The organism is Streptomyces sp. NBC_01351 (assembly GCF_036237315.1).
In the GTDB taxonomy this organism is placed as follows: domain Bacteria; phylum Actinomycetota; class Actinomycetes; order Streptomycetales; family Streptomycetaceae; genus Streptomyces.
Genome location: NZ_CP108356.1, coordinates 8,384,634 through 8,408,762 on the forward strand (window position 1 = coordinate 8,384,634; position 24,129 = coordinate 8,408,762).

At 68.3% G+C, this 24,129-nt stretch carries 20 protein-coding genes and 7 pseudogenes; 12 read left to right on the forward strand and 15 right to left on the reverse strand.

All coding sequences use genetic code 11. The annotated features are described in order from the left end of the window. Positions 1-499: 499 nt before the first annotated feature. Entirely contained in the window at positions 500-949 is a 450-nt protein-coding gene (locus OG625_RS38700; RefSeq protein ID WP_329390283.1) for a hypothetical protein, read from the reverse strand. A gap of 75 nt (positions 950-1,024) precedes the next feature. Here OG625_RS38700 and OG625_RS38705 point away from each other — a divergent pair. Further along, a pseudogene (locus OG625_RS38705) lies at positions 1,025-1,581 on the forward strand (IS5 family transposase); the annotation flags it as partial. A gap of 8 nt (positions 1,582-1,589) precedes the next feature. Here the strand turns inward: OG625_RS38705 and OG625_RS38710 are convergent. The 3 genes and pseudogenes from OG625_RS38710 to OG625_RS38720 all read right to left on the reverse strand — a co-directional run. Further along, positions 1,590-2,375 carry a tetratricopeptide repeat protein gene (locus OG625_RS38710; protein WP_329390285.1) on the reverse strand — a complete coding sequence of 262 codons (786 nt, stop codon included), beginning with the start codon at positions 2,373-2,375 and terminating at the stop codon, positions 1,590-1,592. Then, positions 2,261-3,520 carry an NB-ARC domain-containing protein gene (locus tag OG625_RS38715; RefSeq protein ID WP_329390287.1) on the reverse strand — a complete coding sequence of 420 codons (1,260 nt, stop codon included), beginning with the start codon at positions 3,518-3,520 and terminating at the stop codon, positions 2,261-2,263. The genes OG625_RS38710 and OG625_RS38715 overlap by 115 nt, the downstream gene beginning before the upstream one ends. A gap of 335 nt (positions 3,521-3,855) precedes the next feature. Further along, positions 3,856-4,014: pseudogene (locus tag OG625_RS38720) on the reverse strand (helix-turn-helix transcriptional regulator); the annotation flags it as partial. A 299-nt stretch (positions 4,015-4,313) separates the two neighbouring features. Here OG625_RS38720 and OG625_RS38725 point away from each other — a divergent pair. From OG625_RS38725 to OG625_RS38735, 3 genes are all read left to right on the forward strand, one after another. Continuing rightward, positions 4,314-5,783, forward strand: coding sequence for a phosphatidylinositol-specific phospholipase C domain-containing protein (locus OG625_RS38725; RefSeq protein WP_329390289.1), 1,470 nt, complete (start codon positions 4,314-4,316; stop codon positions 5,781-5,783). Positions 5,784-6,261: 478 nt separating this feature from the next. Then, on the forward strand, positions 6,262-6,441 hold the full coding sequence (locus OG625_RS38730) for a hypothetical protein (protein WP_329390291.1): 180 nt from the start codon (positions 6,262-6,264) through the stop codon (positions 6,439-6,441). A gap of 684 nt (positions 6,442-7,125) precedes the next feature. Then, complete coding sequence (locus OG625_RS38735) at positions 7,126-7,275, forward strand: hypothetical protein (RefSeq protein ID WP_329390293.1); 150 nt, start codon at positions 7,126-7,128, stop codon at positions 7,273-7,275. On the opposite strand, the gene OG625_RS41550 is transcribed toward OG625_RS38735, so the two are convergent. From OG625_RS41550 to OG625_RS38760, 5 genes and pseudogenes are all read right to left on the reverse strand, one after another. Beyond that, positions 7,250-7,516 (reverse strand): hypothetical protein, encoded by a 267-nt coding sequence (locus OG625_RS41550; RefSeq protein ID WP_443067847.1) that lies wholly within the window; start codon positions 7,514-7,516, stop codon positions 7,250-7,252. The genes OG625_RS38735 and OG625_RS41550 overlap by 26 nt on opposite strands. Positions 7,517-7,584: 68 nt before the next feature. Then, a pseudogene (locus tag OG625_RS38745) lies at positions 7,585-8,564 on the reverse strand (IS5 family transposase). A 73-nt stretch (positions 8,565-8,637) separates the two neighbouring features. Next, complete coding sequence (locus OG625_RS38750) at positions 8,638-9,279, reverse strand: OmpA family protein (RefSeq protein ID WP_329390297.1); 642 nt, start codon at positions 9,277-9,279, stop codon at positions 8,638-8,640. After that, complete coding sequence (locus OG625_RS38755; RefSeq protein WP_329390299.1) at positions 9,276-9,824, reverse strand: hypothetical protein; 549 nt, start codon at positions 9,822-9,824, stop codon at positions 9,276-9,278. The genes OG625_RS38750 and OG625_RS38755 overlap by 4 nt, the downstream gene beginning before the upstream one ends. 345 nt (positions 9,825-10,169) lie before the next feature. Further along, positions 10,170-10,328: an HNH endonuclease gene (locus tag OG625_RS38760; protein WP_443067848.1), complete on the reverse strand. Its 159-nt coding sequence runs from the start codon at positions 10,326-10,328 to the stop codon at positions 10,170-10,172. Between the two features lie 325 nt (positions 10,329-10,653). Between OG625_RS38760 and OG625_RS38765 the strand changes: the two are divergent. After that, a pseudogene (locus OG625_RS38765) lies at positions 10,654-11,613 on the forward strand (helix-turn-helix domain-containing protein); the annotation flags it as partial. A gap of 392 nt (positions 11,614-12,005) precedes the next feature. Further along, the gene (locus OG625_RS38770; RefSeq protein WP_329390302.1) at positions 12,006-12,386 is read left to right on the forward strand and encodes a peptidase inhibitor family I36 protein; all 381 of its coding nucleotides are present in this window, start codon (positions 12,006-12,008) and stop codon (positions 12,384-12,386) included. A gap of 118 nt (positions 12,387-12,504) precedes the next feature. Here the strand turns inward: OG625_RS38770 and OG625_RS38775 are convergent. Beyond that, positions 12,505-13,158, reverse strand: a pseudogene (locus OG625_RS38775) (IS5 family transposase); the annotation flags it as partial. 89 nt (positions 13,159-13,247) lie between these two features. On the opposite strand from OG625_RS38775, the gene OG625_RS38780 reads away from it, so the two are divergent. The 5 genes and pseudogenes from OG625_RS38780 (at position 13,248) to OG625_RS38800 (ending at position 18,670) form a co-directional block, all read left to right on the forward strand. Continuing rightward, positions 13,248-14,306, forward strand: a complete 1,059-nt coding sequence (locus OG625_RS38780) for a tyrosine-type recombinase/integrase (RefSeq protein WP_329390304.1) — start codon at positions 13,248-13,250, stop codon at positions 14,304-14,306. Positions 14,307-14,413: 107 nt separating this feature from the next. Beyond that, positions 14,414-16,642 (forward strand): tyrosine-type recombinase/integrase, encoded by a 2,229-nt coding sequence (locus OG625_RS38785; RefSeq protein WP_329390306.1) that lies wholly within the window; start codon positions 14,414-14,416, stop codon positions 16,640-16,642. Positions 16,643-16,701: 59 nt separating this feature from the next. Continuing rightward, complete coding sequence (locus OG625_RS38790; protein ID WP_329390308.1) at positions 16,702-17,190, forward strand: hypothetical protein; 489 nt, start codon at positions 16,702-16,704, stop codon at positions 17,188-17,190. 27 nt (positions 17,191-17,217) lie between these two features. Next, positions 17,218-17,841: pseudogene (locus tag OG625_RS38795) on the forward strand (IS5 family transposase); the annotation flags it as partial. Between the two features lie 178 nt (positions 17,842-18,019). Next, a complete protein-coding gene (locus OG625_RS38800; RefSeq protein ID WP_329391287.1) occupies positions 18,020-18,670 on the forward strand; it encodes a hypothetical protein in 651 nt (216 codons plus the stop codon). A gap of 98 nt (positions 18,671-18,768) precedes the next feature. On the opposite strand, the gene OG625_RS38805 is transcribed toward OG625_RS38800, so the two are convergent. From OG625_RS38805 to OG625_RS38815, 3 genes are all read right to left on the reverse strand, one after another. After that, positions 18,769-20,355, reverse strand: a complete 1,587-nt coding sequence (locus OG625_RS38805) for an ISL3 family transposase (RefSeq protein WP_329391289.1) — start codon at positions 20,353-20,355, stop codon at positions 18,769-18,771. A gap of 153 nt (positions 20,356-20,508) precedes the next feature. After that, the gene (locus tag OG625_RS38810) at positions 20,509-20,829 is read right to left on the reverse strand and encodes a hypothetical protein (protein WP_329390310.1); all 321 of its coding nucleotides are present in this window, start codon (positions 20,827-20,829) and stop codon (positions 20,509-20,511) included. Between the two features lie 322 nt (positions 20,830-21,151). Next, positions 21,152-21,475, reverse strand: a complete 324-nt coding sequence (locus tag OG625_RS38815; protein WP_329390312.1) for an ATP-binding protein — start codon at positions 21,473-21,475, stop codon at positions 21,152-21,154. A gap of 121 nt (positions 21,476-21,596) precedes the next feature. Between OG625_RS38815 and OG625_RS38820 the strand changes: the two genes are divergently transcribed. Continuing rightward, positions 21,597-22,757: an amidase gene (locus OG625_RS38820; protein ID WP_329390314.1), complete on the forward strand. Its 1,161-nt coding sequence runs from the start codon at positions 21,597-21,599 to the stop codon at positions 22,755-22,757. Positions 22,758-22,869: 112 nt separating this feature from the next. On the opposite strand, the pseudogene OG625_RS38825 reads toward OG625_RS38820, so the two are convergent. Together OG625_RS38825 and OG625_RS38830 are read right to left on the reverse strand one after the other, a co-directional pair. Further along, positions 22,870-23,103: pseudogene (locus OG625_RS38825) on the reverse strand (transposase family protein); the annotation flags it as partial. Positions 23,104-23,145: 42 nt separating this feature from the next. Continuing rightward, positions 23,146-24,033: an NAD(P)-dependent oxidoreductase gene (locus tag OG625_RS38830; RefSeq protein WP_329390316.1), complete on the reverse strand. Its 888-nt coding sequence runs from the start codon at positions 24,031-24,033 to the stop codon at positions 23,146-23,148. Positions 24,034-24,129 lie beyond the last annotated feature (96 nt).

The following is a 24,129-nucleotide window of genomic DNA, read 5'->3' on the forward strand; positions in this document are numbered from 1 at the left end:
GAGGTCTGCCGTCGCAGTCGGCGCAGTGATCCTGCGCTGTGCGGCTATGGAGCGGTGATCTACCACCTTGAAGTGTTGCCGCCCCGGCCTGCTCCGGGGCGGCACGCCACCTGGTGGGACAACAGTCCACCGCAGTGAGCATCGCCGTGCGTTTCGGCTCCGCGGCCCGCTCCGGCATGGCGCCTTCGACTGCGATCTCTCGGTTTGGTGACAGTGGTGTGAGAGACAGTGGGCCTTTGCGTGTTGCTGCTGGTCGGGGGCTGTTTCAGGGAGTGGGGTCACTGTCACGAATGTGAGATCGAGGTCTATTCACTTGCGAGACCGCGGGTGATTGTCCCTGGGGTGCCGCGGTAGTTGTCCATCGTGAGTAGGTCGTCGCTGATGCTGGTCAGGGGTGGGTGTGCACCTGGTGGTGACATTTTGGTGCGGTGTGTTCGGTGTCATCGGTGTGCGTTGTGTCTGGACAACGGCGTGCGCTGTCTATGGGGTGTTGCCGGCGTCAGTGTTCGTGGATGTCCGGGCTCTCCGTCCCGTACCAGGGGCGAAGCTGTAGGTATCTCTTCTTCATGGCGGGTCCGAGATGGGCTTCGATGCCGTGCGCAGGTTCTCCCTCGTAGGGGAGGTCGTTGAGGAACGAGGTCACGATGACCTCGATTGCCCCGGGCACGCGATGCCGCGTCTCCTCTTCCAGGAAGGCAAGGACTCGGCGCCAGTCGGGACCGTCGGGGTCGCCCTCCGCCAGGTAGGAGTGGACGGTGTCCTGCACGACGTCCCAGAAGAACATGTGCGGTAGTACGCCGTTCTCGTTGAAGACGTGGCTCTCGTAGGCGTCCTGGAATCCGGGCACCTGAGCAACGAGGTCGTCCACGAGCCGCATGCTGGCAGCAGCCTTCTCCGCAGTCGCGTCCGTCTTGGGCTCTTCTCGCTCTTCGTTGTCGTCGGCCGCCATGTGCCGGGACGCTATCTCATCGCGTCAGCACCACCCCGGGCCTCTTCCGCTTTTGACTGCGCAGGTGGTTGAGCATGGGGCCGTTTGCACGAGGAGATCCTGTACCGCCTCGACGACGCTGGCCTCCTCGACCTGTCCCGCGCGGTCCTCGACTCGGCCCACGTGAGGGCTAAAAAGGGGCGAACTCACAGGTCCGAGCCCCGTGGACCGGGGCAAGCCGGGCTCCAAGATGCACGTCCTGTCGGACGCGAACGGACTGCCCCTCGTTGTCGGTGTCACCGCAGCCAACACCCACGACAGTCAAGCCCTGAAGCCCATGGTCCTCGGTCACCAAACGAGACACGACCCCCGCCGCGGCCGCCACTTCAAGCCCCAACGCCTGCATGCCGACAAGGCCTACGACATCCCTGAACTGCGGAAATGGTTACGCGGAAAACGCATCGGCGTCCGCATCGCCCGCAGAGGCATTGAGGCATCAGAACGCCTCGGACGGCGCAGGTGGGTGGTCGAGCGAACCATGTCCTGGCTGACCGGACCACCGCTACGAGCGCCACCCCCGCAACTACCTGGCATTTCTCGGACTCGCCGCTGCCCTCTGCTGCTACAAACGACTCGTCCGCCTCACCACATAGGACACGGTCTAAGCGGTGCTGGCGGCGGCTTCCAGGGTGCTGAGCTCGGCGGCGGCTTCGAGCTGCCGGGGGTGGTTCAGCCGGACCAGGGATTCGTGGGCGGCCGTCAGGGTTTCCCGGGCCTCTTCGTGACGGCCCAGGTGACGCAGGACGACGCCCAGCTCTAGCCGGGCGGTCTCGCTCCAAAAAGACTCCGGGTTCCCCGCACGAAGGGTCAGCACCTCACGCAGAGGGGCTTCCGCCTCGCTCCACCGGCCGAGCGCAGCCAGGTCGTTGCCGACGCTCTGGCTGACCAGGGACAGGTAGGCATTGCTCACTGCGGTCGGTCGCCCCGGGATGCCCGCCCGGCAGAGCGTTTCGCTGCGGCGGTGGATGGCCAGTGCTTCCTCGGGCCGGCCGTCCATGCGCAGAACCTGGCCCAGCGCGTTGAGGGCGGTCAGTTCGGCCAGCCTGCTCGCGCCGCAGGACAGCCCGGCGAACCGGGCGACCGACGACCTCAGCCGCGCGACGGCCTCCGTGATCCGACCGAGCCGTTGGAGCGCCCCCGCGCCGTACCCCAGAGCCCAGCCCACCTGGAGCTCGTCGCCCGCCTGCCGGGCCGCTTCCAGAGCGGTGTCCGCGGCGGCCAGCGCTCCGACGTAGTCGAAGACGCACATGTTGCGGGCCCAGGCGAGGTAGTTCAGCTGCACGGCCACCTCACGGGTGCTGCCCAGCGCCCGGGCGGAGTCGGCGGCCCGCCGGAACACCTCGGCCCACACCTCCCAGTCCATGGTGGCGTCGGAGAACCAGTGCATCGCCTGCGCCGCGTCGACGACCTGGCGGTGCCGGCCGGCCGACTGGGCGTGGCGCAGGGCACCGAGCCACTGGGCCCGTTCCTCCACCAGCCAGGCCCTGGCACGGTCGCTGCCGACCGGCGCGGTGGCCGGGTCGGGGTCGCCTTCCGCGTCACCCTGGTCGGCGGCCGACCGTACTCGGCCTCGAAGTGCAGGGCGGCGGCGGTGGCCCGGCGCAGCGTCCAGCGGGCGGCCCGGTCCTCGGCGGCGGTGATCTCCTCGGGCCCGTCCTCCTCGGCCGACTGCGCGGCGGCGAACAGGCGCAGGAGATCGTGGTAGCGGTAACGGTCAGCGGTGGGGTGGGACTGGAGGAGGCCGGCATCGACCAGGTCCTCGGCGTACCCGGCGGCCTTGCGGGTGGGCAGGTCGGCCAGTAGGGCGGCGGTTTGGGGGCTGAAGTCGGGGCCGTGGGCCAGGCAGGAGCGTCGGAAGACGGTCTGTGCCTGCGGGCTCAGTTGCCGGTAGGAGAGGGCGAAGGCGGCCCGGATCTCGAGTGAACCGGCCTTCAGGGTGTCGAGGCGACTGCCTTGTTCGGCGAGTTGGGTGGCGAGTTTGGCGATGTGTTCGGTGGGGCGGGAGGCGAGGCGTTGTCCGGCGATGCGGACGGCGAGGGGGAGGTGGCCGCAGAGGTCGGCGAGGTCGCGGGCGGCCTGGGCTTCTTGTGTGACGCGGTGCAGGCCGATGATGCGGGTGAGGAGTTCGACGGCTTCTTCGCGGCGGAGCAGGCCGAGTTCGGTGCGGTGGACGGCTTCCAGGCCGGCGAGGGCGTGGCGGCTGGTGACGAGGGTGAGGGAGGCGCCCTCCCCGGGCAGCAGGGGCCGTACCTGGTCCTCGTCCGCGGCGTTGTCCAACACGAGCAGGACGCGCCGGTCGCGCAGGAGGGAGCGCAGGAGACCGCTGCGGTCGTCGGTGCCGGCGGGTACGTCGGTGGCGCCGAGGGCGCGTAGCAGGCGGGCGAGCGCGTCACGGGGCGGGGTGGGCTGCAGGTCCATGCCTCGCAGGTCGAGGTGGAACTGCCCGTCGGGGAAGTGGGGTGCCAGGGCGTGGGCGGCGTGCACGGCGAAGGCGGTCTTGCCCAGGCCGGGCTGGCCGCAGACCACCGCCACCGGCGGACGGCCGGGGTCCCACTGCTCGGCCAGGGCCGCCAGCCGCGCCAGGGCGGGCCCGCGGGCGGTGAAGTCGCGCAGGTCGCGGGGGAGTGCGAGGGTGTGGCGGAAGGCGGGGCCCGGGGCGGTGGAGCCCGCCTCGCCGGCGCCTTCGGACCGCCCGACAGCCGGCTTCCCCCGGCCTCTCCCGCCGGGCCGGCGCCCGCGTACGACCTGGCCGCCGGCTCACTCCCGGCCCGGCGCGCGCGGGGCCGTCCCCGGCTGGCGGCCCGTTCCAGTTCCTCGGTGCCGGCCGCATCCAGTCCCAGCGCCGCGGCCAGGGCCGTCACGGTGCGCCGCTGCGGCCCCCGGGACCGGCCGCGCTCCATGTCCGACAGGGCCCGCACGCTCACCCCCGCGGCGTGCGCCAGCTCCTCCTGGCTCTGGTCGGCGCCCGTGCGCAGGCGGAGCAGGTGCTCACCGAACCTGCCGGTGGCCGGTGTGTCCGTCCCCATGCCGCTTGTCCCCCGGTGCTGCGCGGACCGGCCGGTCCGCCGGTCCTTTCGTCCGGCAAAAGTATGCCGGACCGTACTTCTGCCGGTGGAACTGCCTGGTCCGGATCGGCTGGCCGCGGTTGGCTGGAGCGACCCGGGAGGGAGCCCGACCAGCCCCCGCCCGAGGCCGGTCCGTCGCCGCTCCGCCGGCGCTCCCGCGTGCGGCTGCGCGCCGGGCGCGGGGGACCTTCCGTACACCCGGTCGCCGCCGTACCGTGCCCGCGGTCGCCGGCGGCCGCTTCTACCAGGGGAATTTCACAATGAGAACCAGTGGTACCGCGCCCCGTCCGGGCGCCGACCGCCGTGCTCGCCTGCTGCGCCTGCTTGCCCTTCCTGTGCTCGCGCTCCTCGTCTTGGCCTCGGCGCTGACGGCTCCCACGGGGGCGGTGGCGGCGAGCAGCAAGTACGGGAACGCGCGCTATCACCAGTGGTCGTTCGTGACCGCGCACAACGCCTACGCCAACACCGACATGCACTGGCCGGTTCCGCCGAACCAGTCGCAGAGCATCAAGGAGCAGCTCGAGGGCGGGGTGCGCGGACTGATGCTCGACACCTACGACCCCAAGGGCACCGGCCCCGTCCAGCTGTGCCACGGCGGCACGTCCCTGTGCTACGAGCAGTTCAACTCAGCGCTGCTGAACGTCGTGAACTTCCTGCAGAAGAACCCGCAGGAGGTGGTGACGATCTTCCTGGAGAACTACGCGAGCCGCGAGACGCTCAGCAAGAGCATCACCGACCTGCTGGACGCCAAGGGCGCCGGCAAGATGCTCTTCGACCAGAACGACTGGGGCATCTTCAGCAACAATTGGCCGCGGCTGAAGGACATGGTCTCCGCCAACCAGCGCCTGGTGATCTTCCAGGACAGCTGGGGCGACGTGGCCGCCGGCTCCGGCACCCTGATGAACACCTGGTCGCACACCGTGGAGAACCGGTACAGCTACGGCGTGGGGCAGCCGTCCGGCTGCGAGTCGCGGAACGGCAATCCGCTGCACACGAACCCGATGCCGGGGACGACCGGCCTCACCCCGCTGTTCACCATGAACCAGTTCAGCTCGGACAACCTCGACCCGAAGGCCTACGCCAAGATCGACAACGGCGCCACGCTCAAGAGCCGGATCGAGAAGTCGTGCCGGCCCGCCGCGGGCGGCCGCAACCCGAACTTCGTCGCGGTGGATTTCTACCAGCTCTCCGACAACTCGGGCCACACGCCCGTGTCGGTGGTCGATGGGCTCAACCGCGACAACTACGTCTTCGAGCCCGACCCGGCGGTGTGGACCGTCAACGGCGCCAAGCAGTACGTCAGCACCTACGGCACCAACCGCTGCATGGTGCGCGGTGACGAATTCCCCGACGGCTCCGGCGGCCTGGTCACGCAGCGGACCTGCGTGAACCCGGCGCCCAGCAGCCACCAGTGGACGGCCACGAAGCCGAACTACGACGGCAAGGGCCACTACTGGCTCAAGGCGGGCAACGGCTCCTGCCTCACCGTTCCGTACAACAACGGGACCCCGCCCGGCGAGGGCACGCAGCTCTTCTGGTGGCCCTGCGAGACCAAGTGGTTCTCCGGCAGCCAGCTGTGGAACGTCATGCCGACCAACACCGACAGCAACGGCCAGACGCACGGCTACTACTTCATCAACCAGTGGACCGGCAAGTGCCTGACCCTGGACCCCGGCACATCGACGGCCAAGGCCGGCAAGGTCACCCAGGCCGCCTGCCCCAAGCGCTGACGACGGACCGACGTACGACCGGACGGCCCGGTCCGGCACCGCACGGGTGCCGGACCGGGCCGTTCCCGTGTCCGCCAGCGGTACTCGACCGTCAGCGCGAGCCGGGGCGCCGTGGCGAGGAAGAGGTACACCGTCGCGCTCTCGGGGTGGCGAACCGCCGGAGCTGGGTGGTGCCGGTGCGGTCCAGGGCGGCCAGAGCCGTGGCGGAGAGGTTGTCCTGTCTCACCGAAGGTTGACCGATCTCACCGAAGCTTGACCGCGCCAGTCCATGCCGCCTGCAGCTCCGGGGCGTTAGTCGTCACGTGGATTGCACTCTGAATCAGCTCGTACAGCGGACCCGCAGCTTGCCATGGAGCGGGTCCGCCAGTTTGTGATGGCAATGCACTCAGAAGCGATGTGGGCAGTCGGTCCAGCCAGGGATGCGGGGGCGCATCTACGGGAGATCGGAAGCGCGCTGACGCTGCTGGAGGACGCGGGCATGCTCATCGAGCAAGCAGCTGCCCTGATCCTTGGCATGCCGGCAGCCAACCGGGCAACGGAGAGGGCTTTGCTGACCCAGGCCCTGGCGGAGGGCGACGACGTCACGGGACTCAGCGTGCTCCGAGCGGGTCGGTCAACCTTCGGTGAGACAAAGGAGGGGTCGGTCCGACTTCAGTGAGATCGGTCAACCTTCGGTGAGACGGGACAGTCTGGTGGCACAGCGCGGCGATGGTCGGGCTGGTGACGCCGTGTGCGGAGCGGCACAGTGCTGCCATGTCCCCGGCCCGCACACCGGGGGCGGGCCGGGCGGCGCGCGGGGCGGGTGTACGGGCGGCGGGCTTCGCCTTCGCTGTGCCCGTGGTCCTGGCCTTCGCGGCGCGCTTGGGTGGGGCGGCCCGGTGCGGGGCGGTGGCCTGGTGCGGCCGGGTGGGCCTGGGATGGGTTCGGCGGGGGATGGCTGCAGTCCGGCGGCTCGGGGTGGTTGCGGGGGTGTGCCGGGCAGGCTCGGTGCGGGGCTCGGCGGAGGGTTGGGCGCCAGGCAGGGGAGAGAGGGGCAGCGCCGGCTCTGTGACGCGCTGTCCGGGCCGGGCGTGGTGTTTGTGGTCGGTCGCCGCGGTGGCCGGGGAGGCCTTCGCGGCCGGGCCGGGGTGGACGGTGACGCATCCGGAGGCCGCGAGCAACGCGGCGAGGAGCAGGGGCAGAGACCAGCGGCGCATGCCGCCACCGTGCCGCACCCAGGCCCCAGCCCGGCCCAGACGATCCGTTGCACCCCTCGGATGGATGACGCGACGGCCTCCCGCCGGGACCGTCTCTCGGGGGAGGGTGACCCTGGAAGGGGGCGACTGCGAGGGAGGCTCCGGGGATGGTGCTCAGGCCGCCGGTGGAGCCGATGCTGGCACAGGCCGCAGAGTCGGTGTCCGGCCCGGCCGCGCTGCGTGCCGGGGTGGCCTACGAACAAAAGCTGGACGGGCATCGGGCGCTCGTCTTCACCGCGGCTGGCCCCGGTGAGTGAGCGGGTGCTGGTGCAGACCCGCCGCGGGTCCCTGGTTCAGGACCGCTGGCCGGACCTGGTCGCAGCTGCCGCGCAGCTCCCTCACGGCCTGGTCCTCGACGGCGAACTCCTTGTATGGGACCCGGAAGCCGGCCGGTTGTCGTTCGAGGCGTTCCGCCTCCTGAGGGTCGGCCTGGTAGAGGGCGGCCAGGGCTGCGGCGCGCTCACGGAAGCGGGCGCGCAGGCAAGCCGGGGCCAGCACCTCGGCGTCCGCGCCGAGCCGGGCCAGCTGGTCGAAGGCGACGTCCTAGGGCCCGTGTGATGTCGTGATCAGTCGGCGGTCCTCAGCAGGTCGTCGATCCAGATCATTGCGGCGCGGAGGTGGACGCCGGCGAGGTAGCTCTCGGGCGACTTGTCGTATCGGGTGGCGATCCCACGCCAGGCTTTCAGCTTGTTGATCAGGCGTTCGACAGTGTTCCGGTCCTTGTAGAGGTCAGCGTCGTGGCTGACAGGCCGGCCGCCTCGGACGCCCTTCTTCTTCCGGTTGGTGGCCTGGTCCCTTTTTTCCGGGATGACTGCCTTGATACCGCGTCTGCGCAGGTAGGAGCGGTTGCTGCGAGACGAGTAGGCCTTGTCCGCGGCGACCGCGCCGGGCCGGGTTCGTGGACGGCCGACAGGCAGGCGGACTCGCACTCTCTTGAGCATGGGGATGAAGTGCGGGCTGTCCCCGGCCTGCCCGGCGGTCAGGACCAGCGCGAGCGGACGGCACCTGCGGTCCGAGGCGAGATGAATCTTGCTGGTAAGCCCGCCCCGTGACCTGCCGAGCAGGGCCTCATTCAGGCGGAGCTTGTGTCTGCGCCGGATGCGCCGACGCTCGACCTGTCCGTTCTGTTCCTCCGGTCCGCCCCCTTTTGACGCGCTGCCTCCTGCTCCTGCGCGGCTTCTTCCAGAGCGTCCATGAGGTGCTTGCTGACTCGCATCCCGGCAGCGTCGTGGTGAGCGCGGACCGTTGTGGAATCTACGCTGACCAGCGACAAATCTGTTTGCTCCGCGCGGGCGGCCTCAGCGATCAGGCTTTCCAGCAGGGCGGAGAAAACGCCAGCGTTCCGCCATACCCGGAAACGTCCGTAGACGGTGGCCCAGGGGCCGAACTCGGTAGGCATCTCCCGCCACTGCCCACTGGACCGGAACCGCCAGATCACCCCTTCGAACTGCTCCCGCAACCGCTCGGGGTACGGGCCGTACCTACCAATCGGCAGGTACGGCTCGATGAACTTCCACTGGGCATGGGTGAGTTGCCTACGTGTCACGACCAATGTCCTACCGGGTTCCGCCCCACGAAGAAGGCGATACCCCACAACTGACCACGACATCACACAATCCCTAGTCCTCCGTCCCCCGCCCGAACGAGATCTCCACCCGTCGGTTCTTCTTCCGGCCCTCCTCGGTGGAGTTGTCCGCTATGGGGTCGTCCTCGCTCTTGCCGACCACCTCGTAGGCGATCCCGGATGCACCCAACTTCGCGGCGAGCGCCTTGTGTACGGCCTCGGCACGCTCCGTGGAGAGGGTCTTGCCGTGGGCGTACGTCCCCAGGTTGTCGGTGAAGCCGTGGACCGTGACCTTCTGCGGGCCGTTCTCCCTGATCTCCTCGGCGACCTCGGCGATCCGGGCGTCGGCATGGCCGCTCAGCTCCGCGCTGTCCTTGGCGAAGAGGACCTCGGACTGGAGGGTCAGCTTGATGTCTTCGTTCGATTCCTCGCGCCCCGAGTCGCCGGACAGGTCTCCGGAGACCGAGAGGATGTCGACCACCACCGGAGGGGCCAGCTCCGCACCCTTCTTCAGTTCCAGGACCTTGGCGTGCGGATCGACCGGGACGGGCGGCGGCTTGGGTGAGGCGCTGGGCGAGGGGTCGGCGCGGGCCACAGGGGCGTCGTGCAGACTGAGGAAAGTCGTCAGGCATACGGCGGTGAGTGCGCAGGCCGCGAGTCGGGCGGCAGCGGTGCGTGCCGTCGTCGCCGGCCTCACTGGGCGACCGTGATCTTGACGGGGGCGGTGCCGAAGGTCGGCATGGCGAAGTCGACCTCCGTGGTGCCCTCCGGCGGCGCCGGGAACTGGACGAAGACCGGGGCCGTGTCGCCGGGCTGGAAGACCGTGTGGAACTGGTTGCACAGGCAGTTGCCCTGGGTGTCCCGCAGCGGATAGTAACGCTTCTTGCCCTTGAGGTCCGCCAGGGTGGCACCCGACGAGGAGTAGCCGTTTTTCAGCGACAGATCGTTGCCGCCGGTCCACTGGCCGGTGTTCAGTGCCACCTTGCCGTCGTTGCGCATCTCGCCGCGGACGGTCACCACACCGCCCTCGTACCGCTGCACGGAGTCGATGGTGAGCACCGCGCCGTTCGCGCCCTTCATCTCCAGACCCTTGCCCTTGGGGTCCGCGGCGGCCGGCTTTTCGGCGGCCGGCTTCTTGCCGTCCGGCGCACCGCCCGAGTCGCCAACCCCGCACCCGCTCAGCGAAAGCGTTACGACCGCAACGAGGCCGACGGCGGCCACCTTCGCCCCGACTTGCGCCATTCCATGCCAACTTCGGTGCCCAAGACCGGTCCGACCCTGTACCTCATGCATCACGCTTCCCCCTCGCTCCCCGTCCACTGCAACGCGTTGCACAGTAGCGCATGCGAACCCTGTGCCCCGGTGACATGCATCGCACACATGCACCTCCGCAGAAGCCCAGGAGAAGCCTTCTCACCCTGGGTCTACGGCAGTTGACTCGGTGTCCAACAGCCGTGAGCGTTGCCCATGAGTCGAGCTCGGCAACTGGGCAGAGGGGAAAGCCGGTCATGCTCGTACAGTGTGCGCGCCTGCACTGCGTCCCTTCCGCGCTCGTAGGGACCTCGTCAGGGTCCGTGCGAGGCGGCGTCAGTGCGGGGCAACAGCGGCCCCGAATTCGGTACTCGTCTTGAGCTTGTGGCAGCCCCGGCACAGCACTTGAACATTGCCGTCTGTGTCCGTCCCGCCGACGGCGAGGGGCTTCACGCGGTCCACACCACAGCGGACGCGGGGAAGTCGTCCTTGCACCAGTCACACCACGCGTGACCGCGCTCCTGTATCCGCCCACGGAATCGAGAAGGGAGACCAGGGCGCGAACCGAAAGGGGAAAGGCGCACGAGCGGCGGAGCACGCCGAGACCCTGGGCCAGGTCTGGCCGGTGGCGACGGTGCCGTGGTGCGGAGTCGCCGACGCGACCTTCACGCCGTCGTCCCGCTGAGCCCGGGCTGGGGATCAGCGGGACGAGTGGCCGGATCCGGCGCCTGCGCAGGAGCGCCCCCTCCTCCCGGCAGCACCGCGCGCTAGAGAATGCGATGTACGCGCGGTAGGGACTCAAGAGGGCGGGAATGTATTGATGTTGAACGAAATGATGTTCCGAAGTGTCGATGTGGATGCTGAGAGCCGGTTCGACTACTGGCAGGAGCGCATGGGCCGGACCCGCGCGCCCATGCGCCTCAGCAGCGACCATGCCGATGACTACCGGGCCACGCAGCGTGTGCTGGACCTCGGCGCCGTGTCCGTGTGGCCGGCTACGTTCCAGCCGCTTGTCTTTCGGCGGACGCCCAAGCTGATCCGCCAGTCTGATCCGGAGGTGTACCACCTCTCGCTGCTGCTGCGCGGGAGCGGTTCTGTCACCTGGGGCAAGAACCGAGAAGTCCACTACAGTCCGCACGATCTGTACTGGAACGACTCTTCCCGGCCGTGGGAGATCCACGCCAGCGGCGAGGTGATCACAACAGTGGGTCTTGAGATCCCCAAGGCGCTCCTACCGCTGCCCCGCGGCGGTGCAAGCAGGCTGATCGGATGCCGGGTGGAAGGACGAGAAGGGATCGGCGGCCTGCTCGCGCACTTCCTCACCGAGTTATCCAAAGACACCAGTGCCTACCAGCCCTGCGATGGACCCCGCCTGGGAACAGTCCTGACCGATCTGGTGGCCGCACTCTTCGCCCACATCCTCAGCGCGGACGGATCCCTGCCGCCCGAGACTCACCGGCGGGCCCTTGCCCTGCGCATCCAGGCATTCATCCGCCAACACCTGCACGACCCGCAACTGACTCCAGCCGGCATCGCCGTCGCACACCACATCTCCACCAGTTACCTTCACCAAATCTTCCAGGCCGAAGGCGCCACCGTCGCCGCCCAGATACGCCACCAACGTTTAGAGGCCGCCCGCCGAGACCTCGCAGACCCTGCCCTGCGCACCACGCCCATCCACGCCATCGCCGCACGATGGGGGTTTCCCCGCGCCGCCGACTTCAGCCGTGCCCATCGCAACGCCTACGGCACCACACCCAAGGACCACCGCCACCAAGCCTCCAAGCCCACGCATCCAAGTGGACTCAGTGCTAAGGAAGTTGTGGACCCAGTGCTCACGACCTTCCCGCCGCACCAGGGCAGACTGCTGAGGTCTTCTCCTCCCGGCCGAAGAACCAGGCCGAGGGAAACGGGGATTCCACATTCGAACAAACATAAGTTTCCATGCCAGGTGGGGCGCACCCCACCTCAACGAAGGGGCTCAGCATGACGTGGATCCGTAAGGCCGCTCTCGCGGTGAGCTTCCGCAGACGCCAGCGCTAGCCGCAACATCGTGCGCGGTTACTTCGGCGCTCCGCATGCCCGTTACATCCTCAACAAGAAGAACTTCTGATCAACACGTGAGTACATCAACACCCAAATACTCGTCAAGTCGCGGATATGGAAAGCGACGTGACGGATACCTCCCGAGTGGAAGAAGTGATCATCATGTGGCGAAAGACAGCAACCGCTATCGCTACGCTGGCGTTGACAGCGGTCGGCGTCGCGCTCGCTCCCGCAGCATCTGCCGCCGAGCCGTGCGATGCCGGTAAACTGTGCCTGTACAGCAGCACCGGCTTCAGGGGCATGCAGTTCGAAACTGGCAGCCGTGGCACGTGCTGGTATCTCGCAGATTACGGACTCAGGAACCGCGTCTACTCCTACGACAACAACATGTCTGTCTACGCCCGCTTTTACGATGAGAACTGGAACAACGTCTGGAACATCCGTAACGGTGGCAGCAGTTCCGACAGTTCATCCCTCTCCGGCGAGGTATGGGTGTGTACCGACTGAGGTTTCGACCAGATCCGTAAACGGAGGGGCGACTCCGCTCGGAGTCGCCCCTCCGTAACTCCCACGAGGGGAGTCACGGACAGCGATCCCGGCTTAGGGGCCGTTTTCGTCCGATGTTTCATCCCGGAATGGTGTGTTTGGCGGCCTTCTTCGGTTCGCGCCAGGAGATGGTGCTCTCGCCGGTGAGGCGGCGGGCCATAAGGTCGGTCATGGCGATGTGGATCACGGCTTCGGAGCGGGCGGGAAGGGCTTCGTAGTCGCGGGCCAGGCGCCGGTGGAGCATGAGCCAGCCGTAGGTCCGCTCAACCGCCCACCGCTTGGGAATCGGGGTGAAGCCCCTGGTCCCGGGGATGCGGGCGGTGATCTCCATATCGATGCCAAGGGCAGCCGCGTGCTCGACGAGGTGCTGGCGGTAGCCGCCGTCGACCCACACTTTGTGGATCCCGGGGTGGTCGGCGGCGACCTGGTCCAGGAGCCGGGTGCCGGCGATAGAGTCCTGCACGCTCGCCGCGGTAACCAGCACCGCGAGCAAGAGGCCGAGCGTGTCGGTGACAATGCTCCGCTTTCTGCCGACGATCTTCTTCCCCGCGTCGATGCCCTGGCTGGAGGCGTGGACGCTGGTGGAGGTCTTGACGCTCTGGGCGTCGATCACACAGGCCGATGGCTCGGCGTCCCGGCCTTCCTTCTCCCGCAGGAGTTGCCTGAGCAGGCCGTTGAGCTGAGCGAACACGCCCTCGTCTGCCCATTTGGCGAAGTAGCCGTAAACCGTGTTCCTATTAGTTACGTGGAATCACGCGCCGCAGGATGCAGCTCGTATCCTGCGGCGTCCCCACGTTCTGAGGAGACCCGTTGGGCAGCGCAGTGGTCCTGGAGGAGAAGTGGCCGGTTCTGAGCCGGCATGAGCGGGCGGCCGAGTGGCTGCGAGTGTGGACAGATCTCGGACGGGCTCCCCGGACGATCGACGCGTACGCGCGGGGACTCGCCGAGTACCTGCTGGTCTGCGAGCGGGACGGAATCGACCCGGTCGCCGCGAAGCGTCTGCACGTGGCGGCCTTCGTGAAGGAGCTGAGCTCGCGGCCGAGCCGACGAGGAGGCAACGTCGTCGCTCTGGACTCCGGGGCCGGTCTGGCGAATGCGACGCTGCAGCAGCGGCTGGTGCCGGTTCGGCTGTTCTACGACTACCTCATCGAGGAAGGCCTGCGGGAATCGAACCCGGTCGGCCGCGGTCGCTACACGCCCAGCAGGAACTTCGGCGGCCACCAGCGCGGGCTGGTGCCCCGGCTTACGAAGCTGCCTTGGATTCCGGGCGAACAGCAGTGGCTCGACCTGCTGGCCGTCGCGCGTGAAGAGCCCGTACGCAACCGGGTCATGCTCGCTCTCGCCTATGACGCGGCCCTGCGGCGCGAGGAACTGTGCTCGCTGCGGACCGACGACCTTGACCCAGCTCACCGGACCCTCCGGATTCGGGCCGAGACGACGAAGACCCGGCGCGAACGGGTCGTCCCCTACTCGGCGGCGACCGGCGTCCTGCTATCCGACTACCTCACGCATCGGGCCACAATCAGCCGGGCCCGCGGGCCGCTGTTCTTGTCCGAGTCACGCCGCAACTACGGCCAGCCGCTGACCCTGTGGACGTGGTCGAAGGTGATCCGGCGCGTCGCGCTCGCCGCCGACCTGCCGCGGTTCTCGACCCACACCACACGGCATCTGTGCTTGACCGACCTGGCCAGAATGGGCTGGGAACTGCACGCCATCGCCTCCTTCGCCGGTCATCGCAGCACCGAATCAACGCTGACCTACATCCATCTCTCGGGCCGCGACCTGGCGGAGAAACTGAACCGGGGCATGCAGCAGATCCATTCCTGGCGCGTGGACATGCTGACCCGAGGCGCCCATCCCTCGAAGGTGGTCGCCGAGTGACCGCCCAACCGAGAACGGCTGGGCCGACAAGCCGTCCGACCTGGGCATGGTCCGTCGACCTTGCACACTATGACCGTCGCGGCCTGCTCACCGAGGCCGAGTCGGACGTGCTCCTGACACTCAGCATCGATCAGCTCCGGCGTGACGGCCTCGTCCTCGACGCGATGCCTCTGCGGCCGATCGCGCGGTTGGTGCGGCCGTTGGCGGACGCTCTCGCCGGCCTGCACTGGCCGCCGGACGACCATCACCAGCGGCGGTTCGCGCGGGACGCGGCCGGGCTCGTGCTGATCCGCTGCGGCGAGCTTCGCCGGGCCTTCTGGGGCTGGTCGGCAGACGACTGGGTGGAACTGGTGGACACCAGCGGCACCGACTTCCGACGCTCCTGGGGCGGACAGATCGGCCCCAACTCCCGGCCGTTCGTGATCGCTCTTGCCTACTTGCTCGGCGAGTTCACCGCCTTCGATCGGCTCGGCCGCTTCCAGCGGCCGACCCTGGCCACCCGGGTGTTCGGGGACGATCCCGTCGACGATGCCGTCCGGCGGATCTGCACGGTTCTGGCCGACTGGGGCTATCGCCGTGACGCCGACAAGCTGGCCGCGGTGATCTGCCAGACGCTGCTGCTGAACCGCAGTCCGCTACTGGAGGACCTGTCTACCGAGGCCCTGGCCGCACTGCGCGTCCATCCGGCGATGAGCGGACAGTGGGGCAAGGATTTCTACGGCATCCAGCGGGCGGTCGCGGCACTCGGCCACGCGGACCCGCCGCCGTCACGGCAGGAGGCCGGACCGGCCGCGATGGAGGGCGTCCCGGCTGCCTGGGCGGCTTCGGTCGAGCATTGGTACGCGACATCTACGCTGACTCCGAAGATCCGCAGCGGCTACCGCAGCGTGCTCGCCAAGATCGGTCGCTGGCTGGCCGCCGAGCACCCCGAGATCACCGAGCCCCGCCAGTGGACCCGACAGACGTGCGCGTCCTGGGTCGCAGCCGTGGACCGCATGAGCGTCGGAGACTTCTCCCAGTGGACCCGCGGCATGCAGTCGCAGAACCGCCTGGGCAAACCGCTCACGCCGCAGACGAAGTCCGGCTATCTCAAAGTGCCCCGCGCATTTTTCCGTGACCTGCACGAATGGGAACTGATCCCGCGCAGGTTCGACCCCGCCCATGCCCTGAGAACGCCACGAAGCGTCCGAGCCCTGATGGGCCCGGACCCGCGGGTGATCGCCGATGACATCTGGGCCAAGCTGCTCTGGGCGGGCCTGAACCTCGAGCCCGGCGACCTGCCGACCGCGGACGGCCGCACCTATCCTGCCGAGCTGATCCGGGCAATCACGCTGACCTGGCTGTTCGCCGGCCAACGCAGCGACGAGATCGCCCGCCTCCTGGTCGGCTGCATCCGATGGCAGCACGACGGCCTGCCCATCCCCGGCGACTCCGGAGAGGTCCTCGCTCGCGACGCCGTCTGCCTGCTGAACGTGCCGACCCACAAAACCGGTACCGCGTTCACCAAACCCGTCGATCCACTCCTGGGCCAGGCCATCGAAGCATGGCAGTCTGTCAGACCCGCTCAGCCGCCGATGCTCGACCGCAAGACCAACGAGTACGCCGACTTCCTGTTCGCCCACCGCGCCCGCCGGGTCGCAAAGCACTACATCAACACGGCGATCATCCCGATGCTCTGCCGCAAGGCCGGCGTCCCCAACGCCGATGTCCGCGGCAACATCACCAGCCACCGTGCCCGGTCCACGATCGCCAGCCAGCTCTACAACGCCAAGGAGCCCATGACCCTCTTTGAGCTGCAGGAATGGCTGGGCCACCGCACTCCCGAGGCAACCACGCACTACGCGAAGCTCACCCCGAACACCCTAGCCAGGGCTTACAACGACGCCGGCTACTTCGCCAGAAACGTACGCACCATCGAAGTCCTCGTCGACCGCGACGCGGTCACCTCCGGCGCCGCCGCCAGCGGTGAACCCTGGCAGTACTACGACCTCGGCCACGGCTGGTGCACCTACACCTTCTTCGAGCAGTGCCAGCACCGCATGGCCTGCGCACGCTGCGACTTCTACACCCCGAAGGTATCCAGCAAGGGCCAACTGCTTGAGGCGAAAGACAACCTGCAGAAGATGCTGGCCAATATCCCGCTCACCGACGATGAACGCGCCGCCGTCGACGACGGGCAGACCGCCCTCGACAAGCTCCTCGAACGACTCGCCGACGTTCCTACCCCCGCAGGGCCGACACCGAGCCAGATCGGCGCCCCCGCGACTGCGACTCTGCTGCCGGTCATCGACCTCACCACCCGCACGCGATCGTGCCGGCCCGGTGAGCCGTGCTGAGGACCCTTCGAACTTTATCCAGGTGTGGGCCAGCACGAGAAGATGCCAGAGTCACCGTCGTGACCTTGATGAACGTGCTCGTCGACTTCGCCCGGACCGGCCGTATCGGACCGCTTCACTGCGGCATGTCCCTGACCCAGGCCGAGGATCTCCTGGGTCCAGGACGCCCACACCCCGCCATCCGGATGAGACCGGACATTGACGGCTACCCCCACGCCTGGAACGGCCTGGAGCTGTCCATCACCCAACGCCTTGTAAGCGGAATCTCGATCAGTCTCCGGCCAGGCTCGACAACCATGTTGCCGCCCCTAGTCTTGCCAGACTCAGAGTCCTACCCGTCCACAGTGCTCCGAGAAGACCTGATCGCTGGCCTTGACGCAGTCGACTGCCGCCACGACATCAACGACCGCCTCACGTTCGGAGAGCAATCCAGCATCCTGACCCAACCCGCCAACGTCTGCGCGGTGTTCTTCACGCCTGGCCGTGACGACCACGTGCCCCATCCTGAACACCTCTACCTCGGCGTGATCCACAAGCACACCGCTTGACATCTTTGATTCCACAGAATATTAGGGAACACCGTCTACGCGTACTTCGCGCGCTGGCAGGAGGAAGGTGTCTTCGACCAGCTCAACAGTCTCCTGCGCCGGCAAGTCCGCAGGCAGGAGGGCCGAGGCGACGAACCGACCGCATGCGTCATCGACTCCCAGAGCATCAAAACCTCCACCGACGTCCCCGCCTCCGGGCAGGGCATCGACGCCGGCAAGAAGATCGTGGGGCGGAAGCGGAGCATCGTCATCGACACTGTCGGACTCCTCCTCGGAGTCCTGGTCACCGCGGCAAGCGTGCAGGACTCGATCGCCGGCCAAACCCTCATCGAGCGGATCGCTGCCGAGCATCCCACTGTCCGCAAGACCTGGGTCGACGGCGGCTACCGCCAGCACCTCGTCGGGCACGCCGCCACCCTCGGCATCGACATGCACATCGTCCGCCGCGACCCCGCCACCAGGGGATTTACGGTCCTGCCCCGCCGTTGGACCGTCGAACGCACGCTGGGATGGCTGATGAACCACCGCCGTCTGGCCCGCGACTACGAAGCCCACCCGCACCGCTCCGAAGCCATGATCCACCTCGCGATGATCAACCTCATGACCCGCAGACTCACCGCCGAATCCACCCCCACATGGCGCGGCGCATGAACCACCCTCAACCCGGCAATTCAGGATGAAACAACGGGATGAAACGCCCTCTTAGGGCGGCACAACCGAGGGGGCTCAACTTCACATCTTGGTTCAGGCCTGGCAGGGACGCGGATGCTCGGTGTAATCGGGAGGCGATAGGGGCGGGAGGTGCGGAACACTTCCCCAGGTGATCGTGATGCAGCCCGTCCTGGAGATATACAACGCCGATGGCTTCGACCTCTGGCCTGTCGCCGAGGTCAAGCCGTTCAGCTTCCTGCCACTCAGCGGTGAGCTCTCACCCGCCCAAGTCGGGACGGCGGTGATGAGTATCGCCGGCTGGAACGTCGAACCCGATCAGGATGCCGACTCGCCTCGGCCAGCCGACCCGCTTGGCGGTTTTCTGCATGGGCTGCTGACCTGCGGCACTCTATGGGCATCCGGTGGCATGCGCGTCACGGACAGTTCCTCAGGCGTCAGCTTCGTGCCCGGCTGCTGCGACGGGCTGGAGGACTGGCGCGACTGGCACCAGTTCTTCGACGGGGACAGCGCGCTCTGGTTCGGCCATGACCCCAAGTCGTCGGTTGCCGAACGCGCCGGCGACGCCATCCGGCTCACTGTCGACGCCGAGCAGAGCGATAGCCAGGCGATCGAACTGTCCGTGACCGAGCTCCGCCACCTGCTCGCCGAAGCCGAGCGCGACCTGGCCGGCTTCCTCGCGCTGGCAGCAGCCTGGGCTTCTAAGCACCTGCCTAACCACTCCGCCCCCGTCTCCACCGCCCTCGCCCGTCTTCTCGACCTGCCCGAGTCCGCCGTGTCGCCGAAGTCGCAGGACCGCCCGTCTCGCTGACCAACGGACGGGTGGGTGACCCCGATCTCCTCATCGCGTGCGACGTCGTGAGCATGTTCGCGTGCACCGGCAGGACGTCTTCGACGAGTACGCCGGCATCAGGGGCTCACGAGGATGCGTTGGCGGAGGAGGTCGAGGTTCGCCCGGCCGTAGCCCATCCGTTTGAGGAGCTTGACGCGGGTGACGTGGCCTTCGACCTGGCCCGAGCTCCATGGTGTGGACAGTCCCGCAGTGACGGCGTCGAAGTCGCGTCGCATACCGCTGACCAGGGAATGCAGGGCTGGGAGGTCGTCGGCCAGGACTCGGTCCATCCATTCGGGGAGTTGATCTCCCCGGAGGTGGTGCAGCATTTCAGCGAAGTCGTGGACGTGACGTGCCGCGGCGTCCAGATGAGGACAGACCGTGCGGATCTCCTTCAGTTCCGCAGCATCCGCGGGGGCGAGATGCTGCGGGTTCGTCATGATCCAACGGACGACGCGTCGGGGTTTCGGGGCCGGCCTCGGTTGAGGCTGGGGCACCCGCTGCTGCTTCCGCCCTGGTTGGCGGGGTGGTTTGTAGGTCCGGAAGTAGCGGCGGACGCATTGGATGCTCCCGGTGAAACCGCGCTCGCCCAGTTCCCGGTGAAGCTGGCGAATGTCGTGACAGCCGTCCAGCCAGCGGGCGTGGAGATACTCCTTGTGCTCGTCCAGTCCGGATAGGCGGCCGGTGGCTTTGGCCAGAAGTTCGTCGAGGCTGCCAGCACGGGCGAAGCGGCGGACGGTGGAGTGGTCCAGCCGCAGTGCCCGGCCGATCGCCGCCAGGGATTTCCCCTCGGCCAGCAGCACCTGGACCGACGCGTAACGCTCGGCCGTGCGGGCCACCAGGCGCCGGGGCCGACCCAGCACGTCAAGCGTGCCGTCGGGTGGAACGAACGGCAGGGCCACCCCCTTGGGCAGCTCCGTCGTGACCGGGGTTTCGACGGTCTCCTCCGCCATGACCAGGGACTCCGCGAACGCGTCCCGGATACATCCGTGGTGAGAGCCGACCGTTCTCTCTAGGGCCTCGGCGATGTTCCGCCACAGGTGCCAGGCATCGGCGACCTGCATCGCCTGCGGGCGCCGGTTCGGGCCGCGTAGGCCGGCCCGGTCCCGGCAGATGACCTCCACTTCCGGGTGGTGGCGAAGCCATGCGGCCAGCGGTCCAGCGTCCCGGCCGGGCAGGACGTCGACGGGGCGGCGGGCTTCCAGGTCGACCAGGAGGGTCGCGTAGGAGCCGCCCTTGCGTAGAGCGAAGTCGTCCACTCCCAGAAACCTGACCGCGCCGACCGGCTGCTGAGGAACCGAGCGGAGCAGATCCAGCAGGGCGTCCTTGGCGATGCGAATCCCGAGCAGTGCGGCCAGGCGGGCGCCGGGCCGGCCCGCCAGGGTCAGGGCGATCGACGAGAGCATCGATCGCAGGAGCGTGGTCTGTCGGGTATGCGGTCTGGTCAGCCCTGCGACCTGCTCGGCGAACGTGACGGCCGGACACCGATCGTTCGGGCACCTGAAGCGCCGCACGACCAGTTCGATCACCACCGGCCTGCCGGCGACCGGCACGTCGCCGAGCCTGCGGACATACCGTCCGTGCACCCGCCACGACGGCATCCCGCACCCCGGGCATCTCACCGGCAAGGTCTGGCACCCCCGCGCGCAAGGTGACGACGCCATCCGTTCGCTTGATCGACTTGACGACAACACCGGACGGATGCGGCAACAACCGCCCCAACACCCCTGAACCGGACACCCGAAGACTGCCCAGCTCAACCCTGCGACATCACAAGATCCCCGACAGAGCCCGTAATTCACCAGGGTCTCGCGGCGTCAGACATCATCGAACGGTTCGTCACTCCACCTGAACCAAGCACGAGTGTCACTGATATGCAGAAGGAACTCCGCGACCGGACCTGACGGGGCCACCAGCGACAAGGTGTCCGCGATCCGGCCGTAGGCGTCGTCGAACCGGTCGTACTCCTCCGCCTCCATCAGAGCCAGCGACTCGTCGAACCACGGCTTCACCTCTTCGAACGTCGGCGTTGAAACGAAGCGACCGTTCAGCCATGGAAAGTCGGCCTCGTCGATCACGATCTCGCCGAGCAGTTCCTCCTGCCGCATCAGTCGCCAGACTTCGCCCTCGAAACCCATCCCGCCAGCTCTCCATCCATGTCCTGGTGTCGCCGGGCAGCTTCTCACGCGGCAAGGACAACGAGGCAGGAGCACCGGTGTTGGCAGCCGTATCAGCGCTCGCGCGCGATGGATCACGGCGGTCAGGGCCTGTCGCTGGGGTTCTTGGGGCGCTTGTTGGGCCGGTAGCTGGGGCCGTTCGTGATCACCTGGTGACTGGCATTGATCAGCCGGTCCAGGAGGGACTCGGCGACGACGGGGTGGGGGGAAGAGCGGATACCAGTCGCTGGGCGCCCGGTTGCTGGTGGTGATCACGGACCGGCCCTGCCGCTCGGAGATGAGTTCATAGAGGTCGCCGGCCTGCGGGGTAGTTCATCTGACGCATGTCGAAGTCGTCGAGGATCAGCAGGTCGGGACGGACGATCTCACGCATGCGGCGGTCCCAGGTGCGGTCTGCGTGGCCGCCGGCGAGCTCGTCCAGGATCCGGCTGGTCTTGGCGAAGCGGACGTTGGCGCCCTGGCGGATGTGGGTTCGGTGGAGATGGCCGAGCTCATGGAACGCATTGTCCGCCAGGTCACCGACCCCGACTCTCAGCCCTGGGCGTTCCGAAATTGCCCTGCGTGACCAGCGGACCTCTGCGGCCCGGATGCGCAGTACGGGCCGCATGTCCGCCAAGCCTCAAGCCGCCCCCGATCACGACGCTGCTGCCCGGCACACTCAGAGCGCCGACAAGAAGCGTGGCGGCCCTGCCCGCTGACGACCTAATGAGAGAGCGGAGGATGATCCGATGCTCGACAGCCACCTTTACACGTCCCTGTCCGCCACCGAGATCGCCGACCTGGTCAGCCACGGCAAGACCACAGCTTGTGATGTCGTCAACATCGCGCTGGCGCAGTGCGCTGGCCGCGACGGCACTCTGCGCGCCTTCACGGCCATCTGGGCGGACTCAGCGCGTGCCAAGGCGGCCGAGGTCGATGCCGCGGTGGCACGGGGAGCCCGCCTACCTCTGGCCGGGGTACCGATCGGGGTCAAGGCGAGCGAAGGTGCGGCCTCGTTCCAGAACCAGCGCCTGGTCGCCGCCGGATGTGTGCCGATCGGCGCGACCTCCGTACCCCGCTCCGGCACAGACTGGCAAACCTACGGCTCCACCGACCGCGGTCCCACCCTCAACCCCCTCAATCCCGCATGGTCGCCGGGCGGTTCATCGGCCGGATCCGCCGCCGCGGTCGCCGCCGGTCTGGTGCCGCTCGCCACCGGATCCGACGGCGCCGGCTCGGTCCGCATCCCCGCTGCCTGGTGCGGCATCATCGGCTTCAAGCCCACCAACGGGCTTCTGCCCTCCCGGGACCGCGCTGGACTCAACACCCCCGGCGTGCTGACCCGTACCCCTCACGACGCCGCCGCCTACCTCAGCGTCGTCGCCCCCACCAACACACCCCTGCCGCCGGCGAGGAGCCTGACGGTGGCCTGGACACCTACGCTGGGCTACGCCGACACCAACCCCGACATCGCCGACACCGCCCGCAAGGCCCTGCACCGGATCGCGCAAGCCGGGCTGTGCACCATCGTCGAGGGTGCGGTCGAGCTACGCGATCCGGCTCCGGCCTGGACCGCCCTGCGCACCGGTTCCCGGACCCCGGACACCGAGTTCCTGATCGTGGCCAACGAGCAGAGCCTGCGAGCCGTCTTCGACAAGGTCGACATCATCGCCACTCCCACCACACCCCACCCCCCACACGGCCCCGGACCGCGCATGAACGTGGCACTCACCTGGGCCTTCAATCTCTCCGGCCATCCAGCGCTCACGCTGCCCGCCGGAAGTACACCGGGCGGCGCGCCGGTCGGCCTCCAGCTGGTCGCCCGCCACCACGCCGACACCGTGCTCCTCGATGCGGCAGCCCGGTTCAGCAGCCACGATGCCACGGAGGGTGGACAGCGATGGCACTGAGCCAGCCAACGGGGGCCTGGTCAGCGGTGCCGTACGGCTCGACCCGGCCCTAAAGGCTGTTGCAGAAGGTCCGTCTCGGGCAGGCCGGGGTAGTGTTTGAGCTGCTGTTTCGGCCTGTCATGGCGAGGTTGTGCATGGTGGCGACGGCCTGGACGGCGTGGTGGAGGCCGTCTCCTTTCTGGCGGCAGTCGCGGAGGATCTTCCAGTTCTTCATGCGGGCGAAGGTGTGCTCGACGCGGGCTCGAACCCTGCGGTGTTCGGCGTTGTCCTCTGCCTGACCGCGCAGGAGAGGCCGTCCGGCCCTTCTGCGGTGCGGCACGATCAGCCCGGTGCCCAGGTAGGCACCCGAGGGCGGCGCGCCGGCCGGGGCGACACGTACGCGCTCTCGTCAACGGCTCCCGCGCAGCGACTCGACCGCCCGGGACAGGCTGGCTGAGGCGTGGCCGGAAGCCACTTGGTCGTCGAAGAGCCGCAGCAGGGGCGCGAGCAGATCGGTGGAGAGCCCCTGCTCCTGGGTGGTGGCAAGGATGTTGCGCAGCCCCACCCGGTTGATCTCCAGTGTGGACGTGGTGGTGGCGTACTCCCCGCGGTCGATCTCCTCGGCGAACGACGGCAGCGCCTCGGCCGCCGCTGTCAGCCAGCGCACCAGCGGGGCGGTGACGGCTGCCGCCGGGATCCCTTCGGTGGCGCCGAGCGCCACGGCCTGGAAGAAGCCGGCGAACATCCCGTACATGCCGCTCAGCACGGCGGTGTCGTAGACGGACGACAGGTCTGGGGCGGAGCCGACGAAGGTGCCCTCCCCGATCAGGTCAAGGGCCGGCCGGTGCGTCCGGTAGGCGGCTTCGTCGCCGCTGTAGAGAACGAAGGAGGCGGAGGTGCCGATGGTCTGGGGCACCGCGTACACGGCGCCGTCCAGGTAGGCGGCGCCCTGGTCGGTGACCCAGGCGGCCAGGTCTCGGGCGGCGCCCGGAGTGCCGGTCGTGAGGTTGACCACGGTACGGCCGGCCAGCGAGCCGGCCGCGGGGAGGAGCAGGTCGCGGACGGTGTCGTAGTCCAGGACAGCGACGACTACGAGCTCACTCTTCTCGATGGCGGCGGCGGGGGTGGCCCCGGTCGAGGCTCCTCGGGCGGCGAGCCCGTCGGCCTTGTGGGCCGAGCGGTTCCAGACGGTGGTGGGGTGCCCCTGTGCCAGGAAGGCTCCGGCCAGAGCCTGGCCGAGGTTGCCCAGGCCGAGGACGGTGACGAGGGTCGTGGCGGGCGATGCGGTCGAAGTCATGGTGATCGTCTCCATTCGGGTGGCTGTCTGCCGGAACGGAACCCAGCGTGCGGCGCTGCGCTGCCGGTTCGCTGTCGCTCCGCTGCCCCTCCGCTG

Excerpts from the sequence above, each read along its gene's own strand:
- OG625_RS38700 (WP_329390283.1), bottom strand. The coding sequence starts at position 949 with ATGGCGGCCGACGACAACGAAGAGCGAGAAGAGCCCAAGACGGACGCG.
- OG625_RS38710 (WP_329390285.1), bottom strand. The coding sequence starts at position 2,375 with ATGCACTGGTTCTCCGACGCCACCATGGACTGGGAGGTGTGGGCCGAG.
- OG625_RS38725 (WP_329390289.1), top strand. The coding sequence starts at position 4,314 with ATGAGAACCAGTGGTACCGCGCCCCGTCCGGGCGCCGACCGCCGTGCT.
- OG625_RS38730 (WP_329390291.1), top strand. The coding sequence starts at position 6,262 with ATGCTCATCGAGCAAGCAGCTGCCCTGATCCTTGGCATGCCGGCAGCC.
- OG625_RS38735 (WP_329390293.1), top strand. The coding sequence starts at position 7,126 with ATGGTGCTCAGGCCGCCGGTGGAGCCGATGCTGGCACAGGCCGCAGAG.
- OG625_RS38755 (WP_329390299.1), bottom strand. The coding sequence starts at position 9,824 with ATGGCGCAAGTCGGGGCGAAGGTGGCCGCCGTCGGCCTCGTTGCGGTC.
- OG625_RS38800 (WP_329391287.1), top strand. The coding sequence starts at position 18,020 with ATGCAGCCCGTCCTGGAGATATACAACGCCGATGGCTTCGACCTCTGG.
- OG625_RS38805 (WP_329391289.1), bottom strand. The coding sequence starts at position 20,355 with ATGGCGTCGTCACCTTGCGCGCGGGGGTGCCAGACCTTGCCGGTGAGA.
- OG625_RS38810 (WP_329390310.1), bottom strand. The coding sequence starts at position 20,829 with ATGGGTTTCGAGGGCGAAGTCTGGCGACTGATGCGGCAGGAGGAACTG.
- OG625_RS38815 (WP_329390312.1), bottom strand. The coding sequence starts at position 21,475 with ATGCGGCCCGTACTGCGCATCCGGGCCGCAGAGGTCCGCTGGTCACGC.
- OG625_RS38820 (WP_329390314.1), top strand. The coding sequence starts at position 21,597 with ATGCTCGACAGCCACCTTTACACGTCCCTGTCCGCCACCGAGATCGCC.
- OG625_RS38830 (WP_329390316.1), bottom strand. The coding sequence starts at position 24,033 with ATGACTTCGACCGCATCGCCCGCCACGACCCTCGTCACCGTCCTCGGC.